At 27.8% G+C, this 15,992-nt stretch carries 19 protein-coding genes; 18 read left to right on the forward strand and 1 reads right to left on the reverse strand.

The window, feature by feature from the left end:
* The first annotated feature begins 20 nt into the window (after positions 1-20).
* From ACEXNK_RS05110 to ACEXNK_RS05195, 18 genes are all read left to right on the forward strand, one after another.
* Positions 21-572 (forward strand): GNAT family N-acetyltransferase, encoded by a 552-nt coding sequence (locus tag ACEXNK_RS05110; RefSeq protein ID WP_373599181.1) that lies wholly within the window; start codon positions 21-23, stop codon positions 570-572.
* Positions 573-614: 42 nt separating this feature from the next.
* Entirely contained in the window at positions 615-920 is a 306-nt protein-coding gene (locus ACEXNK_RS05115) for a zinc ribbon domain-containing protein (RefSeq protein ID WP_373599180.1), read from the forward strand.
* Between the two features lie 301 nt (positions 921-1,221).
* Positions 1,222-2,631 carry a cysteine--tRNA ligase gene (gene cysS, locus ACEXNK_RS05120; protein ID WP_373599179.1) on the forward strand — a complete coding sequence of 470 codons (1,410 nt, stop codon included), beginning with the start codon at positions 1,222-1,224 and terminating at the stop codon, positions 2,629-2,631.
* Between the two features lie 166 nt (positions 2,632-2,797).
* Positions 2,798-3,382: a sugar O-acetyltransferase gene (locus ACEXNK_RS05125; RefSeq protein WP_373599178.1), complete on the forward strand. Its 585-nt coding sequence runs from the start codon at positions 2,798-2,800 to the stop codon at positions 3,380-3,382.
* Positions 3,383-3,417: 35 nt separating this feature from the next.
* Positions 3,418-3,645, forward strand: coding sequence for a DUF3781 domain-containing protein (locus ACEXNK_RS05130; protein ID WP_373599294.1), 228 nt, complete (start codon positions 3,418-3,420; stop codon positions 3,643-3,645).
* A gap of 140 nt (positions 3,646-3,785) precedes the next feature.
* The gene (locus tag ACEXNK_RS05135; protein WP_373599177.1) at positions 3,786-4,229 is read left to right on the forward strand and encodes an NUDIX hydrolase; all 444 of its coding nucleotides are present in this window, start codon (positions 3,786-3,788) and stop codon (positions 4,227-4,229) included.
* A 55-nt stretch (positions 4,230-4,284) separates the two neighbouring features.
* Positions 4,285-4,476 carry a hypothetical protein gene (locus tag ACEXNK_RS05140; protein ID WP_373599176.1) on the forward strand — a complete coding sequence of 64 codons (192 nt, stop codon included), beginning with the start codon at positions 4,285-4,287 and terminating at the stop codon, positions 4,474-4,476.
* A 160-nt stretch (positions 4,477-4,636) separates the two neighbouring features.
* Complete coding sequence (locus ACEXNK_RS05145) at positions 4,637-5,269, forward strand: VanZ family protein (protein WP_373599175.1); 633 nt, start codon at positions 4,637-4,639, stop codon at positions 5,267-5,269.
* A gap of 113 nt (positions 5,270-5,382) precedes the next feature.
* Complete coding sequence (locus tag ACEXNK_RS05150; protein ID WP_373599174.1) at positions 5,383-5,883, forward strand: GNAT family N-acetyltransferase; 501 nt, start codon at positions 5,383-5,385, stop codon at positions 5,881-5,883.
* Positions 5,884-6,866: 983 nt separating this feature from the next.
* Positions 6,867-7,898 carry an anaerobic sulfite reductase subunit AsrA gene (asrA, locus tag ACEXNK_RS05155; protein WP_373599172.1) on the forward strand — a complete coding sequence of 344 codons (1,032 nt, stop codon included), beginning with the start codon at positions 6,867-6,869 and terminating at the stop codon, positions 7,896-7,898.
* Positions 7,899-8,693, forward strand: coding sequence for an anaerobic sulfite reductase subunit AsrB (asrB, locus tag ACEXNK_RS05160; RefSeq protein WP_373599171.1), 795 nt, complete (start codon positions 7,899-7,901; stop codon positions 8,691-8,693).
* A gap of 12 nt (positions 8,694-8,705) precedes the next feature.
* Positions 8,706-9,758 (forward strand): sulfite reductase subunit C, encoded by a 1,053-nt coding sequence (asrC, locus tag ACEXNK_RS05165; RefSeq protein WP_373599170.1) that lies wholly within the window; start codon positions 8,706-8,708, stop codon positions 9,756-9,758.
* A 356-nt stretch (positions 9,759-10,114) separates the two neighbouring features.
* A complete protein-coding gene (locus ACEXNK_RS05170) occupies positions 10,115-11,365 on the forward strand; it encodes a Glu/Leu/Phe/Val family dehydrogenase (RefSeq protein ID WP_373599169.1) in 1,251 nt (416 codons plus the stop codon).
* Positions 11,366-11,538: 173 nt separating this feature from the next.
* Positions 11,539-12,753 carry a M20 metallopeptidase family protein gene (locus ACEXNK_RS05175; protein ID WP_373599168.1) on the forward strand — a complete coding sequence of 405 codons (1,215 nt, stop codon included), beginning with the start codon at positions 11,539-11,541 and terminating at the stop codon, positions 12,751-12,753.
* An 80-nt stretch (positions 12,754-12,833) separates the two neighbouring features.
* Positions 12,834-12,971 carry a hypothetical protein gene (locus ACEXNK_RS05180; protein WP_373599167.1) on the forward strand — a complete coding sequence of 46 codons (138 nt, stop codon included), beginning with the start codon at positions 12,834-12,836 and terminating at the stop codon, positions 12,969-12,971.
* 253 nt (positions 12,972-13,224) lie between these two features.
* Positions 13,225-13,749 carry a hypothetical protein gene (locus tag ACEXNK_RS05185; RefSeq protein WP_373599166.1) on the forward strand — a complete coding sequence of 175 codons (525 nt, stop codon included), beginning with the start codon at positions 13,225-13,227 and terminating at the stop codon, positions 13,747-13,749.
* Between the two features lie 92 nt (positions 13,750-13,841).
* Positions 13,842-14,510 carry a response regulator transcription factor gene (locus tag ACEXNK_RS05190; RefSeq protein WP_373599165.1) on the forward strand — a complete coding sequence of 223 codons (669 nt, stop codon included), beginning with the start codon at positions 13,842-13,844 and terminating at the stop codon, positions 14,508-14,510.
* Between the two features lie 4 nt (positions 14,511-14,514).
* Positions 14,515-15,534 carry a sensor histidine kinase gene (locus tag ACEXNK_RS05195; RefSeq protein WP_373599164.1) on the forward strand — a complete coding sequence of 340 codons (1,020 nt, stop codon included), beginning with the start codon at positions 14,515-14,517 and terminating at the stop codon, positions 15,532-15,534.
* Between the two features lie 102 nt (positions 15,535-15,636).
* Here ACEXNK_RS05195 and ACEXNK_RS05200 read toward each other — a convergent pair whose 3' ends face one another.
* The gene (locus ACEXNK_RS05200) at positions 15,637-15,891 is read right to left on the reverse strand and encodes a hypothetical protein (protein ID WP_373599163.1); all 255 of its coding nucleotides are present in this window, start codon (positions 15,889-15,891) and stop codon (positions 15,637-15,639) included.
* Between the last annotated feature and the right edge of the window lie 101 nt (positions 15,892-15,992).

Genomic DNA, 15,992 nt, shown 5'->3' on the forward strand with positions numbered 1-15,992 from the left:
TTAAAATTATTGGGGGGAAAATGAGAGAAGAGATGATATTAAAAAATAAGAATGGGAAAATATACAGGGGATTTATTAAAAAGCTAGAAATTAATGATATTGAAGATATTTTAGAATTTCAAAGTAAAATAATCAAAGGTATAGATGATAAATGTATATACTGTGAAACTAAAAGAGTAGAATTTGAAAACTATTTTAAAAATAAAGATACTCTTATAGGAGTATTTACTGATGAAAATATATTAATTGCTATGGGAGTATATGCTAGATACGGAGAAAGTGAAGACAATTATGGATTTGATTTAGGAATAAGAGGAAAAGAATTGTTAAAAGTTGGTCAAATTGATTCTGTTGCTGTATTAGAGGAATTTAGAGGAAATTCTCTTCAAAAAATAATATGTAATAAATTAGAGGAAATTAGTAAATCAGAAGGATACCACATATTATGTACTACAATATCTCCAAATAACCCCTATAGTATTAGAACGTTTGAAGGTTTAGGATATAGTATAATTAAAGAAAAAGAAAAGTATGGTGGAATGATAAGATACATATTAATGAAAAAGTTATAATAAAATAATTTTAATGACATATTAATTTATAGGGGTGAGACTATGGGAGAATTATTGAGTGGAATGTTTACAGGATTAATGGCTGGAGGTGCAGCAGGAGCTTTAGTCGGACTTATTCCTTATTTCCTAGGAAAATCCAAAGAAAGAAAAGATTTAGGTGCAACATGCTTAATAGTATGTATAATATGTGGAATGCTTTTAGGGCTAATCTTAGCTATACCTGTTGCAATTGTATGTTGTGGAGTAATAATGTATAAAGCAAAGAATACTGTTAAATGTCCTTATTGTGCAGAGCCAGTAAGAAAAGAAGCAACTATCTGTAAATATTGTAAACAAAAAATTAAGTAGGATGAATTTTTTGAATATTTAGTTGACCTTTTGCTCAAACTATCATACTATATATAGTAAATAATTATAAATGGAGGATATTAATATGATGTACTGTTGCTGTTGTTGTTTTAAAACTAATAAAAATTTAAAATTAACAACAGACTTATGCCCATTTTAATATCGTATAATTATTATAATAAATTGTAAATATATGAAATTAAGCTACAGGCAAGTCTGTAGTTTTTCTTTTTATACAAGGAAAACTACACTCTTTTTCTGTAGCTTTTTTAATACCCATAAACAATAAGGAGGATTTTTTATGAATTTAAAATTTTACAATACTTTATCAAATACTGAACAAGAATTTATATCTATAGAAGAAAATAAGGTTAAGCTATATACTTGTGGACCAACAGTATACAACTTTGCACACATAGGAAACTTAAGAACTTATATATTTGAAGATATCTTAAAAAAAGTACTAGAATACAATAACTATGAAGTTAATCACGTTATGAACATAACAGACGTAGGTCATTTACAATCAGATGCCGATGATGGGGAAGATAAAATGAAGCTAGGTGCAATACGTGAAAATAAAGATGTTCTAGAAATAGCAAGATTTTACGAAGATGCTTTTGTTTCAGACCTAGAAAAGCTAAATATTAAACTTCCAAACAAAATGCCAAGAGCAACAGAGCATGTAGACAGCATGATAAAAACTATAAAAAAATTAGAGGAAAATGGATACACATATATTGCAAACAACAACGTTTATTTTTCTATAGATAAATTCAAAGACTACTACAAACTAGCTAACTTAAGCATGGAAGAGCTTCAAGCAGGAAGTAGAATTGAAGTAGATAAATTCAAGAAAAACCCTCTAGATTTTGTGCTATGGTTTGGAAATTCTAAATACGAAGACCATATATTAAAATGGGATTCTCCTTGGGGAGTAGGTTTCCCTGGGTGGCATATAGAGTGTTCTGCTATGGCTATGGAGTACTTAGGTGACAGTTTAGACATTCACTGTGGAGGAATAGACCATATCCCTGTTCATCATACAAATGAGATAGCACAGTCTGAAGGAGCTATAGGTCATAAATGGGTAAATTACTGGATGCATGGTGAATTCTTAGTTGTGGATAATGGAAAGATGTCTAAATCAAGTGGTGAATTCTTAACGCTAAATAAGTTAATAAAAGATGGATTTGATCCTTTAGTATATAGGTACTATGTACTTCAATCAAAATATAGAAAACCTCTAGCATTTAGTTACGATAGATTAAAAGATGCAGGTAAAGCTTTAGATAGTTTAAAGAGTAAAATATCTAATATATTAAACAATATTGATAGTGATTTAATAGTTGATACAAACAAAGTTACTTTATATAAGGATAAATTTAAACAACATATAAATAATGATTTAAATTTATCAAATGCCTTTACCGTATTGTTTGATGTGATAAAAGATGATGCTTTAAATAATTTAGAAAAGAAAGTTTTAATAGAAGATTTCGATACAGTATTTTCATTAAATTTATTAGTGTCTGATTCTGAAATTCTTTCTGATGAAAAGATAAATTATATAGAGGCTTTAATTAAACAACGTAATGAACATAGAAAGAACAAAGAGTGGCAAAAGTCTGATGAAATTAGAGATTTGCTTTTAGAAGAAGGAGTAAAGATTGAAGATTCTAGAAATGGAACAACATGGACTTTGATATAATTATATATTTTGTTAAGAGAAAATTAAACTTCTTGGAATTTAGAAAATAAATTTCAAGAAGTTTTTTGATTTGATTGAAGATTTAGACAAACTAAGCTTTTCTTAATAGAATTAAATTGGTAAATATTATACAATAGACTTAAACAGAAACTTAGGGGGGGATTATATGACGGAAAGAGAAAAGATGCTAGCAGGAGAACTTTATGATTGTGGTGATAGTGAATTACTAAATCAATGGCATAAAGCAAAAAATTTAATTAGAGATTTTAATCAAATAGATTCACAAGATTTAAATAAAAAGGATAAGATTTTAAATGAATTATTAGGTGGACGTGGAGAAAACCTATGGATTACAGCTCCTTTTTATGTGGATTATGGCAATAATATTTACTTTGGTAATAACTGCGAAGTAAATATGAATTGTACTTTTTTAGATGATAATAAAATTGTAATAGGAGATAATGCTCTTATTGCACCTAATGTTCAAATATATACAGCATTTCACCCAACAAATTCAAAAGATAGATTTGGTGAAATGAAAGAAGATGGTTCATTTGAATTTTGTAAGACCCAAACAGCTCCTGTTATTGTTGGTGATAATGTTTGGATTGGGGGTGGAGCAATACTTATGCCTGGAGTAACTATAGGAGACAATGTTGTAATTGGAGCAGGTAGTGTAGTTACAAAGGATATACCATCAAATAAAATAGCTTATGGAAATCCATGCAAGTTTATAAGAGATAATATTTAAGTGAAGATACATCATAATTAATAGTGTTAATATAGATAAATTTAGATAAGTTACATACAACAGAATTAGGGGTTATTAGAATTAAGAAAAACCTATTTTTAGATGCAGAGAATGTGGTTGACTGGTGTAAAAACAAAATAAAATTACCTCATGCTACTATGACAAGAAAGGGTAAAAACTGGTATGTTAATGTGGATAAATTTATTATAACTGTAAATGGGTATAGTTACACAATCATTACTGCACATAAGGAAAAGAAATAATTTATATTACAATTCAAATCTAAATAAATTTTAATATTGAAAAGCAATTACTTAGTAGACTTACAAAACCGTATAGTAAGAAAGGGGGATTTAGTGAGAGTTAGCTCCTTATTAATAAGATACCTCACTAAAAATAACATATGATTAATATAGATTTCTTTAAATGGAATGAAGTAGACGATAGGGATTTACTATTTGCTGTAATAGTTTCAAGATTTCAAAATAAATGGATTTTAGCAAAGCATAAAGATAGAGATACCTGGGAAATTCCAGGTGGACATAGAGAAAAAGGGGAAGCGATAGATATTACAGCAGAAAGAGAACTACAAGAGGAAACAGGAGCAAAAGAATTTAAACTTGTACCTATTTGTATTTACTCAGTTACAAAAGAGGATAAGGACACAACTAAACACCCGGTATCTACATTTGGGGGATTATACTTTGCACAAGTAACCGAACTAGGAGATTTACCAAATCTTGAAATTGAAGAAATCAGACTCTTTGATAAATTACCAAGTCAATTAACTTACCCAGAAATTCAACCTCAATTACTAGATAAAGTAATTAAATATATTTCACACTAAAATACTTAATCAAACTGCTATACTTATATTAAAACAAGTTATAGGAGGGGGAAGTTTGGAAGAATTAATGAAGTTAGTAAATCGAAAATTCTTAAAAGACATAGAACTATTACAACTAGAAGATAATGAATATGTAATAGATTTAAAATACATAAAACCACACAATGCTCACTACAACGAATATATAGCAACTATTCAAAATAAAGATAAAATAGAAAAACACTTCGTATATTTAAAACATAGATAGTAATTTAAAATAAAAGGACTTAAAATCAAATTGAATTGGTTTTAAGTTTTTTTGATATTTAAAGTTTTAAACAATAAAATTAACATTAAAAAAGAAGGATATTAATCAAAAAAGTACAATAATAAATTGTTTAAGTAAATTTTATTAACAGGGGGATATCATGCAAATATTAGGAAGAGATATAATAATAAGTTTAGCTATAATTATAGCTATAATATTTACTAATACTAAAAAAAGAAATGAAAAGGTAGTTTCCTTATACAATATAGGAATTATATTATTTACAACAACTATTGTAATTATATATTCACTAACAGGAATATCACCGATAAGTGGATTTCACACAGAAATAAGAATAAATGAAATATCAGTTATTCCATTATCTACAATAACAGGCATGGTTCAAGGAGGATTAACATTTCATACAATTATAAACATACTTGGAAACATAATTATGTTTATGCCAATTGGATTTTTAACACCTTTATTATGGAATAACTTAAAAAGTTTCAAAAATACCTTAGCATTAGGTTTTTCTATATCATTACTTATAGAAATAACACAACTATTTTTAAGCAGAGCAAGTGATATAGACGATTTAATACTTAACACTTCAGGAGTAGTTTTAGGTTATTTAGTATTTATGGCATTTAACAAACTATTTCCTAAATTTAAAGAAAAAATATTACTTCAATCAAAAACTATGGAAAATAAATATATGTTAGCTATAGGAATATTCATTCCCTACATTGTGATTATTGTAGGTGGAATTTACGATAGAATTGTTTATTAAGTTTTCTAAATCAAAGATAGCTAAAGAAATAGAAAGAGATAAAAATGTAGAAAAAATAAAAAAATTCTGATAAAATTTTATAAAGAAACGTATTCAAAAGGAGTAAAGCTAAAATGGAATTTAGAAAAACAATAAAATCAGATGTAAATAACGTAATGAAAATTATAAAACAAGCACAAGACTATTTTAAATCACAAGGTGTTGATCAATGGCAAAATGGTTACCCAAACGAGGAAACTATAGAAAATGATATTAAAAATGATGAAAGTTATGTTTTAGAAAAAGATGGAGAAATTGTTGCAACTACAATGCTTACGTTTAACGGGGAACCAACATATACTTCAATACAAGGTAAATGGTTAAGCAATGATAAGTATGCAACTATACATAGAGTAGCAGTAGACAATACTCATAAAGGGAAGGGATTATCATCACAAATTATTAAATATGTAGAGAAGAATTGTTTAGATAAAGGAATACATAGTATAAAAGTTGATACACATGAAGATAATACATCAATGCAAAGATTACTTGAAAAAAATGATTTCAAGTACTGTGGAGTTATATACTTAGAAGATGATAGTAAAAGAATAGCTTTTGAAAAATTATTATAAATTATAATAAATGCCCTTGGAATTAAATTCTGAGGGCATTTATACATTTTAATCCCAAATAAGCCTATGATAGTCCAGTTTATACATTTTTACAATACTAAATGTTAAGATAATAACAGTGTTATTACTCTGCAAGACATCAATAGAAAAATCAAAAACTTAATGGAGTGAATTATAATATTAAAAAGTATTTAAAGTAAATTGCTATAAAATTCCAATGACAGTTATGGGTATATTTTTAACGTATAGTATTTTATCAGGAATATATTGGATAATAAATAAAAATATAAAGAATGTTTGTCATTATGAATTGATAGTATTAACTTATATAGGCGGATCAATTATATTATTAATTGTTGTTGCGTATAGAGGGTAAAATGTATTTTATAGAGGTGACCAAATGAGTATCGCAAAAGGGATTGTAATAATATTTTCTATTTTACTAAGTATATACAATGTATATACACTGTATCAAAAGGATAAAAAATAATAACTTCATTTAGGAAGTAGTAAAAATACATTTAGAATCTAATTTAATAGATTTTAAATGTATTTTTACTTTATACAATATATTTAAAAAATTATTATACAAATTGAAAATATTTACCAATTAATATAAAATAAAAATTGATTAATTGTATCATACAAATAATCTCAGTGAATACCTATACTATCATTTTGCAAACCTTGGAACTTATTAATAAATCCTCGAGGGTAAAGCAAATATTAAAAGCTACTAACAATAGTCGTTATTGTTAGTAGCTTTTCTTTTATTTATTATTAAAAATTTAAATTGTAAGTATTGATAATTACAATTTCAAATTTTTATGAATTGATGATAATATAATTATATAGAAAGCGCTTTCTAATCCTGAAGTATATTTCAAAGTGATAATTATTTATCAATAAAAACTCAGGAGAAGTATACAAAAATTTATGGGGTTTTTAATCATAAATTATTTTAATACTTGGAGGAAACTAATATGAGCTACAAATTAAAATTACAAGAAGTTAATGACTTATTTAATGAACTAAAAAAAGAGTACATAATTTATGCTCCTAAAAGATTCAAGAAGCAGGGAAGATACTCAGACACAGATATAATCAAGTATGATGAAATAAACTCAGTAGAAGAAATTGTATTTCAAGAAAAATCAACTTATCCTGCGAAGGAGGTAATTACTCCTATATCTCAAACTTTATATTATTTTATAGAAAATGATTTTAGAGAAAGTGATATGAAAAGTCAAAAAAAGATACTTATTTTCGCAAGACCTTGTGATATAAATGCTCAAAGAAGACAAGATAAAATATATCTTAAAAATGGAAACCTTGAAGATGTTTTCTATAAAAGAGTAAGAGAAAAAGTTAAGTTTATATGCATGGAGTGTACTGAGGGATGGGATACTTGTTTTTGTGTATCAATGAACAGTAACATAACAGATGATTATAGCTTAGCAGTAAGATTTAATGAGGATAACTTATTATTTAATGTTAAAGATGAGTCTTTTACAAAATACTTTAGAGATAAGAATAAAAGTGAATTTGAACTTCAATTTATTAAAGAAAATAAAACAAAAGTAGAAATTCCTCAAATAGATAATATTGAAATTTTAAATAGATTAAAAACTCATAAGATGTGGGAAGAGTACAATAAAAGATGTATTGAATGTGGAAGTTGTACTATAGCCTGTAGTACATGTACCTGCTTTACAACAATAGATATAGTTCATGATTCAGCTGGTAATATTGGTGAAAGAAAAAGAATTCAAGCATCTTGTCATATAGATGGATTTGATGAAATGGCAGGGGGCCATGTATTTAGAAAAACAGCTGGAGACAAAATGAGATATAAAGTGATGCATAAAATACATGATTACAAAGCACAATTTGGAGATGAACATATGTGTGTAGGATGTGGAAGATGTACAGATCGATGTCCAGAAAATATATCTATTACAGCTACTATAAACAAAGTTTCAAAAGCTATTAAAGAACTAAAGGAGGATATGTAAATGGGAGGAAATATTTTAACACCTAAATCATGCGAAATAATTGATCTATTTAAAGAAACTGATAAAGAATGGACATTTAGAATAGCAAGTGATGTAGTTGTTCAACATGGTCAGTTTTTACAATTATCCCTTCCTAAGGTTGGAGAAGCACCTATATCAGTGAGCGGATTTGACGATGGATATTTAGAATTTACTATAAGAGCAGTAGGAAAAGTAACAGATGAAATATTTAAGTTAAGACCTGGAGATAAAATAGCTCTTAGAGGTGCATATGGCAAAGGATGGCCAGTGGAGAAATTTAAAGGAAAGAATGTAATAATAGTAGCTGGAGGTACAGGAGTTGCACCAGTAAGAAGCTTAATAAATAAGTTCTATAGCGAACCTAACTTTACTGAAAGTGTAAATCTTATATTTGGATTTAAAAACTCAGACGGAATACTTTTTAAAAATGATTTAGAAAGATGGAGTGAAAAGTTTAATACTATATATACTTTAGACAATGATACAAAAGATGGATGGGAGAAAGGACTTGTAACTGCTCATCTAAATAAATTACCTTTAGAGAAATTTGAAGATAACTATGAAGTTATAATAGTTGGGCCGCCAATAATGATGCATTTTACAGCCTTAGAGTTCTTAAAACTTGGAGTTCCTGAAGAAAAAATATGGGTTTCTTTTGAAAGAAAAATGTCTTGTGCAGTTGGTAAATGTGGACACTGTAGAATAAATGAAACTTATGTATGTCTTGAAGGACCAGTATTTAACTATACAAAGGCTAAAACATTATTAGATTAGGAGGAGTTAGCTATGAACCATGATATAGATATAAAAAAAGTTAGATTAAATTGTTTTCGTCAATCAAAAGTTCCAGGTGAATTTATGCTTCAAATGCGTGTTCCAGGTGGAACTGTAAATGCTAAATATTTAAATGATGTTCAAGAGATTGCTCAAAGATGGGGAAATGGCACATTTCATATGGGAATGAGACAAACTTTTAATATACCAGGAATAAAATATGAAAGTATTAATGCAGTTAATGAATTTATTAAAGAATATCTAAAAGAAATTGAAGTTGATGAGTGTAATTGTGATATGGAAATTAATGAGAATGGATATCCAACAATAGGAGCTAGAAACATAATGGCTTGTATAGGTAATACTCATTGTATAAAAGGAAATGTTAATACTAAAGACATGGCTAATAAAATAGAGAAGATAGTATTTCCTTCTAATTATCATATAAAAGTGTCTGTAGCTGGATGTCCAAATGATTGTGCTAAAGGTCATTTTCAAGATTTTGGAGTTATAGGTCAAGCTAGAATGGAATATCATCCTGAAAGATGTATAGGATGTGGGGCTTGTGTTAGAGCTTGTGAACATCATGCAACAAGAGTTTTAAGCTTAAATAACAAAAATTTAGTAGATAAAGATATATGCTGTTGTGTTGGATGTGGAGAATGCGTGTTAGCATGTCCTACAAGCGCGTGGACAAGAAAACCTGAGAAGTTTTATCGAATAGTTATAGGTGGAAGAACAGGTAAACAAACTCCGAGAATGGGAAAAACTTTTATAAACTTTGCAACTGAAGATGTTGTTTTAGGAATTTTTGGGAATTGGCAAAAATTTTCTGCATGGGCTCTAGATTATAAACCACAGTATTTACATGGTGGACATTTAATTGATAGAGCTGGATATCATAAGTTTAAAGAGATAATTTTAGATGGAGTAAAATTAAATCCAGAGGCATTAGTTGCAGAGAATATATTCTGGGCGGAAACTGAATATAGATCAAACTTTAATGTTAAACCGATTAACAAACATAATGTAGTTGAGTCTAATAGAGAAATAAAAGAGAAATAAAGGATAAAAAAGACATGTATCAGATACATGTCTTTTTTACGATTAAGGAATTTATGCTTAACGAATAGTTATTGATAACTTATAGAGCATAGTTACACGAACATCTTGTTGAAAGTAAAAAAGGACATTTTTGAGCAACGGACGAAGTGGTTGGCGACATGAAGTAGTTCGCACACGTAGTGGCTCAAGCGAAGCGAATTTTTTTATTAAACATAGATATATCAACTGTTTAAGCTATACTTAAACTATAAAAAAATTAAATTATATTCATTAATAATTACAATTAGAAATTTGTAGAATAAGGTGATAAAATGTAATTAGAAAACGTTTTCTAATATTTTCAAGGGGGCTTTAATATGGAAAGTAAAAATTTTGGATTATTAGAAATAGCAAGAACTCAAATTAAAAATGCATGTGATAAGTTAGAACTAGATTCATCTGTATATGAGGTTTTAAAAAGTCCGATGAGGGTTTTAGAAGTATCATTTCCAGTAAGAATGGATGATGGAAGTATAAAACTATTTACAGGATATAGAGCTCAACATAATAATGCTTGCGGTCCTTTTAAAGGAGGATTAAGATTTCATCCTGCAGTATGCTTAGATGAGGTTAAAGCTTTATCTACTTGGATGACATTCAAATGTAGTGTAGTAGGATTACCTTATGGAGGAGGAAAAGGTGGAATTAATATTGATCCTAGAGACTATTCAAAGTCAGAGTTAGAAAGAATATCAAGAGGCTTTGCAAAATCTATAGCACCTATAGTTGGTGAATACGAAGATATTCCTGCTCCTGATCTTAATACAAATGGAGAAATTATGGTTTGGATGTTAGATGAACATACGAAGGTAACGGGTGAATTTTTACCAGGTACATACACAGGAAAACCAGTAGAATTTTATGGTTCACTAGCAAGAACAGAGGCCACAGGATTCGGAGTAGCTAACATGGCTATAGAAGCGGCTAAGAAAAAACATATGGATTTAAACAAATCTACTGTAGGTATACAAGGGTTTGGAAATGTAGGTAGTTACACTGCTAAATATATGGCTGAGGCTGGAGCAAAAATTATAGCTGTAGAAGATCATACAGGGTGTATATACAATAAAGATGGTATAGATGTAGAAGCACTTATTAAATATAATCTAGAAAATAGATGTATAAAAGGGTTCCCAGGAGCTATAAAAGTATCTGAAAGCATAATAACAATGGATATTGATATACTTTTCCCTTGTGCCCTAGAAAAACAGATTACAAAAGAAAATGCTAATGATGTAAAAGCTAAAATTATTTGTGAAGGAGGAAATGGACCAACTACTCCTGAAGCAGATGAGATTTTATATAAAAAAGATGTTGTAGTTATACCGGATATACTTGCAAATAGTGGTGGTGTAACAGTTTCATATTTTGAGTGGGTTCAAAATATAGAAAGAGTAATTTGGAGCTTTGAGAAAGTTCAATTAAAGCAAAAGGAAACAATGATAACAGCATTTGAAGAAATATGGAATATAATGGAACAATATTCTGTTGATATGAGAACTGCAACTTACATGAAATCTATAAAAAGAATTCAAGAAGTTATGAATCTAAGAGGAATGTTAATATAATTCTATAGTAAAGGTCTGGCTCTATATTAAGTTAGAGTCAGACCTTTTAGTTTTTATTAGAAAGATTATTTATAATGGAAAAAGTTTTGAATACATAGTTAGAATTATAGACAGAATTTTTAGAGAAATTAATATATAATTATAATAAAGTATTTAAAAGGGTGGGGAAAAAAATGGAGAATATAAAAGAACTTATACTGCAAAGATCAAATCAATTAAAACAAGAAATAATAAATCATAGAAGACAATTTCATCAAAATCCAGAACTACATACCGACTTACCAAAAACAGTGGCTTATGTAAAAGAAAAACTAGTACAAATGGGTTACGAGCCAATAGATTGTGGTACTTGTGGAGTAGTAGCAACAGTAGGAGGCAAAAACTCAGGAAAGACCTTCTTGATAAGAGGAGATATGGATGCACTTCCTCTAAAAGAAGAAACAGATCTTGAATTCAAATCAAATAACAACAACATGCACGCATGTGGACACGATATGCACACGGCAATGATGCTAGGAGCGGCTAAAATTCTAAAAGAAATAGAAGACGAAATACAAGGTACTGTAAAGTTAATGTTTCAACCAGGTGAAGAAACTCTAGCTGGAGCAAAACTTATGATAGAAAATGGACTGCTAGAAAATCCGAAAGTAGATGCAGCAATGATGATACATGTATTTACAGGATTACCTTTTAAAACTGGTTCAGTAGTATTTTTAACTGAAGGAGTAGCATCAGCAGCAGCCGATAGATTTGAAATACACATCCAAGGAAAAGGTGGGCATGGGTCAATGCCTGAGACCACTATAGACCCTATAAATGTTGCGTGTCATATACACACAGCAATACAAACAATAAATAGTAGAGAACTTGGATTAAAAGATGAAGCAGTATTTACAGTAGGAAAAATTCAAGCGGGAACAACTTCAAATATAATACCAGATACAGCAACAATGGAAGGAACTATAAGAACTTTTAGCAAAGATATGCGAGACTTTGTGCCAAAGCGAATGAAAGAGATAACAGAATATACATCAAAAGCATTTAGAGCAGAAGCTGAGTTTAAATATATACAAGGGTGTCCATCTGTTATAAATGATAATGAACTTTTAGAAAATATAAAAGAAAGTGCAAAAGAACTTGTAGGCCAAGATATGGTAGCTCATTTAGAAGATATTATGCCAGGAGGTAGATTGCCAGGTTCAGAGGATTTTGGATTTGTATCAGAGAAAATTCCAGCAGTTATATTAATTTTAGGAGCAGGTTCTCCAAGTGAAGGTTATGAGTATCAAGTTCACCATCCAAAAGCAACTTTTAACGAAGATGCATTAGTAAATGGAACTGCTATGTATGTTTATTCAGCAATGAATTGGCTAGATAAAAATAAATAATTATAAAAAAGTGTAGATTATTTGATCTACATTTTTTTTTAAAAACTCTTGCATTAGACCAAAGATGGTGGGACATGATTATGCAATTGTTTGATTATCAGTCAACATTATTTCAAGTAGGGATGAGGGATACTAACAGTTCAATTGAGTATTTTATCTATTGTGAACCTATAAATGAGCCTTGGAATTTAGAGATTGATGGTATGCTTGAAATATAAGAATTAAAATATCAATTGACTATTAATATTAATTGAAAATAGATTTAAATCTAACTAAAAGTGTGTTAATATATAGAATATACAGAAAAGTAAAATTAAAAAATAAAATATGTCTATAATTATATATCGGCAAACTTAATAATAGATAAAGGGGGGAATATTTTAAACTTTAATATATGAATTAAAAATACAAAAAGCAGGGGCTAAAATTATTTTTAAATTATATGCTAATTAAATAGGGGAGAAACTAAAGATGAATGAATATATAACCTCGCAACAAGGAAGTTTATTAATTATAATAATTCCACTTGCGTTGATAATTTCAAAGATATTAATGTTTTTAAAAGGATATGTAAGAAATAATAGTAAAATTATAAGAAGCTTCAACCATACAACTGTAATTTTTACAATCGTATCAACTATTCTTTTTTATATGTATGACTGGAATAAATATTTTTGTGCAATATGGTTTTTTAGCATAATTGCATATTTAATTATATTTAATTTAATGTACATAAAAATTGAAGATTTATATAATCCGACTCCTAATATATTTGAAATAGCAACTAACGGTGTAGCTATATTATTGGGGATTCTTATATTATCAACACCTGATACAAAAATAATAAACTTGATTGGATTAGGTGGCAATACAAACATAGAAATATTATTTAAAATACTTATATATATATATGGAACGCTTTTAATATTACTAGATAATCACATAATATTATTTTACAATAAATTTATAAGACAAATTGATATGAAAAGGTTTTAAATAAAAAACTACGTATATAAAACGTAGTTTTTTTACGTAATAATATACTAAGTTGATATAATAAATATATATACAAAAATGGGGGATACAAAATGAGAAATATAATGATAGTAGAAGACGACAAAATGCTAAATGACGGAATAGCCTTCAATTTACAAATAGACAACTACGAAATAACATCAGCTTATAACTTAAAACAAGCTAATGAAAAATTAAATGAAAACATAGATATGATAATTCTAGACGTAAATCTACCAGATGGAAACGGACAAGACTTTTGTAGTAAAATAAGAAAAACATCAGATATACCAGTAATATTTCTAACAGCTTGCGACATGGAAGAAGACATAATAAATGGATTAAAACTAGGAGCAGACGATTATATAACAAAACCATTTAGTATAAACATACTAAAACAAAAAATAGAAACAATACTTAGAAGATGTAACAGAAACACAAATAATACCTTAAAGATTCACGAATTTGAATTTGACTTTGAAAATATGATAGTAACTAAAAACCAAGAAAACATAACACTAGCACCAACAGAATATAAACTACTAAAAAAACTAGTACAATCAAAGGGACAAGTTTTAACAAGACAAGCATTAATAGATGCAGTATGGGATACCGAAGAATTTGTAGAAGAACATGCACTAACAGTAAATATAAATAGACTAAGAAGCAAAATAGAAGATAACCCATCAAAACCAAAATACATAAAAACGGTATTTAAAATGGGATATACATTTGTAGGTTAAAATCATGAAACATATAAATAAAATATACATAGGAATAATAATACTAATAACAATAATTTTTATAATATTTATAAACACAAACCTAGAAAATACACAAAACATAAAAACTATAAACATAGGTATAATCATATTTTCAGCGCTAATATTAATACTAAGTTTTGTATATTATTATATTCTAAGAAAAGATATAATGAGTTTTTCAAACAGATTATCAAACACTATAGATGATATAATAAACAACAAAGAAAATATAGAATTTAATACAACAGAAGAAACTATTACTTCTAAAATAGAAAATAAACTAAAACAATTGCTTGAAATAATAGAAAATGAAAAAACAATATATAAAGAAGAAAAAGATAGTATAAAAACATTGATATCGGATATATCACACCAAATAAAAACACCAATAGCAAATATATCTATGTACAATGAAACACTAACAAATAAAAGCTTGAATGAAGAACAACAAACATTATGTATAAACAATATGAAATTTCAAGTAGAAAAACTAGAATGGTTAGTGAAAAGCTTAATAAAAATGTCTAGACTAGAAAACAAAATCATAAACTTGAATAAAAATAATACAAGCATTAATGAAGTAATAGCAAATGCATTAGGTGGAGTATATCTAAAAGCAGAAGATAAAAACATAGATATAAATATAACATGTGATGAAAAAGTAAAAATAAACTGTGACAGCAAATGGACTAGTGAAGCTATATTTAACATACTTGAAAATGCAGTGAAATACACCCCAAGTGGTGGAAATATAAACATATTAGTAGAGAAATTAGAAATATTTACAAAAATAGAAATAACAGACAGTGGAATAGGGATAGATGAAAAAGAAATAAACAACATATTTAAAAGGTTTTATAGAAGCACTGAAGTATCAGCTGAGGAAGGGGTTGGACTGGGATTATATCTAGCTAGAGAAATAATAACTAACCAAGGAGGGTACATTAAAGTAGCATCTAAAAAAGGAATAGGAAGTAAATTTTCAATATATTTATTAAATTAGTTACAATTATTCGCTAACCAAAATTATCCTAAGAATAAAAAATGCCTTAAAATATATATCAATCAATATATCTTAAGGCATTTCTTATACAAAAATAAACTCTTACTCAATAAACCATGGAAACAACTCATACGTTCTTTTAACACTTCCATCAACTTCAATTAAATTTTTCTCAATCCTATAAAATAATCCAGTATACCCAACATACCCACTACTAACATCATAATCTGCAAAAGATATACTAAATATAGGAGACAAGTTTTTACGAGCTCTAACTAAATCAGTTGTAAACATAAATAACCATATAAAAACTATGATAGTTACAATTTGAACTCTTTTCTTAGTTTTTTTCTTCATTGTAGATAACTCCTATTTTTAAAAATTTAAAAATTAAAAATTCATAACTTTAAAATATTACATTTTTATATAATTATATGAATCGATAGAGTTTTAGTATC

The sequence above is a fragment of the Paraclostridium bifermentans genome (assembly GCF_964259345.1).
GTDB lineage: Bacteria > Bacillota > Clostridia > Peptostreptococcales > Peptostreptococcaceae > Paraclostridium > Paraclostridium bifermentans_B.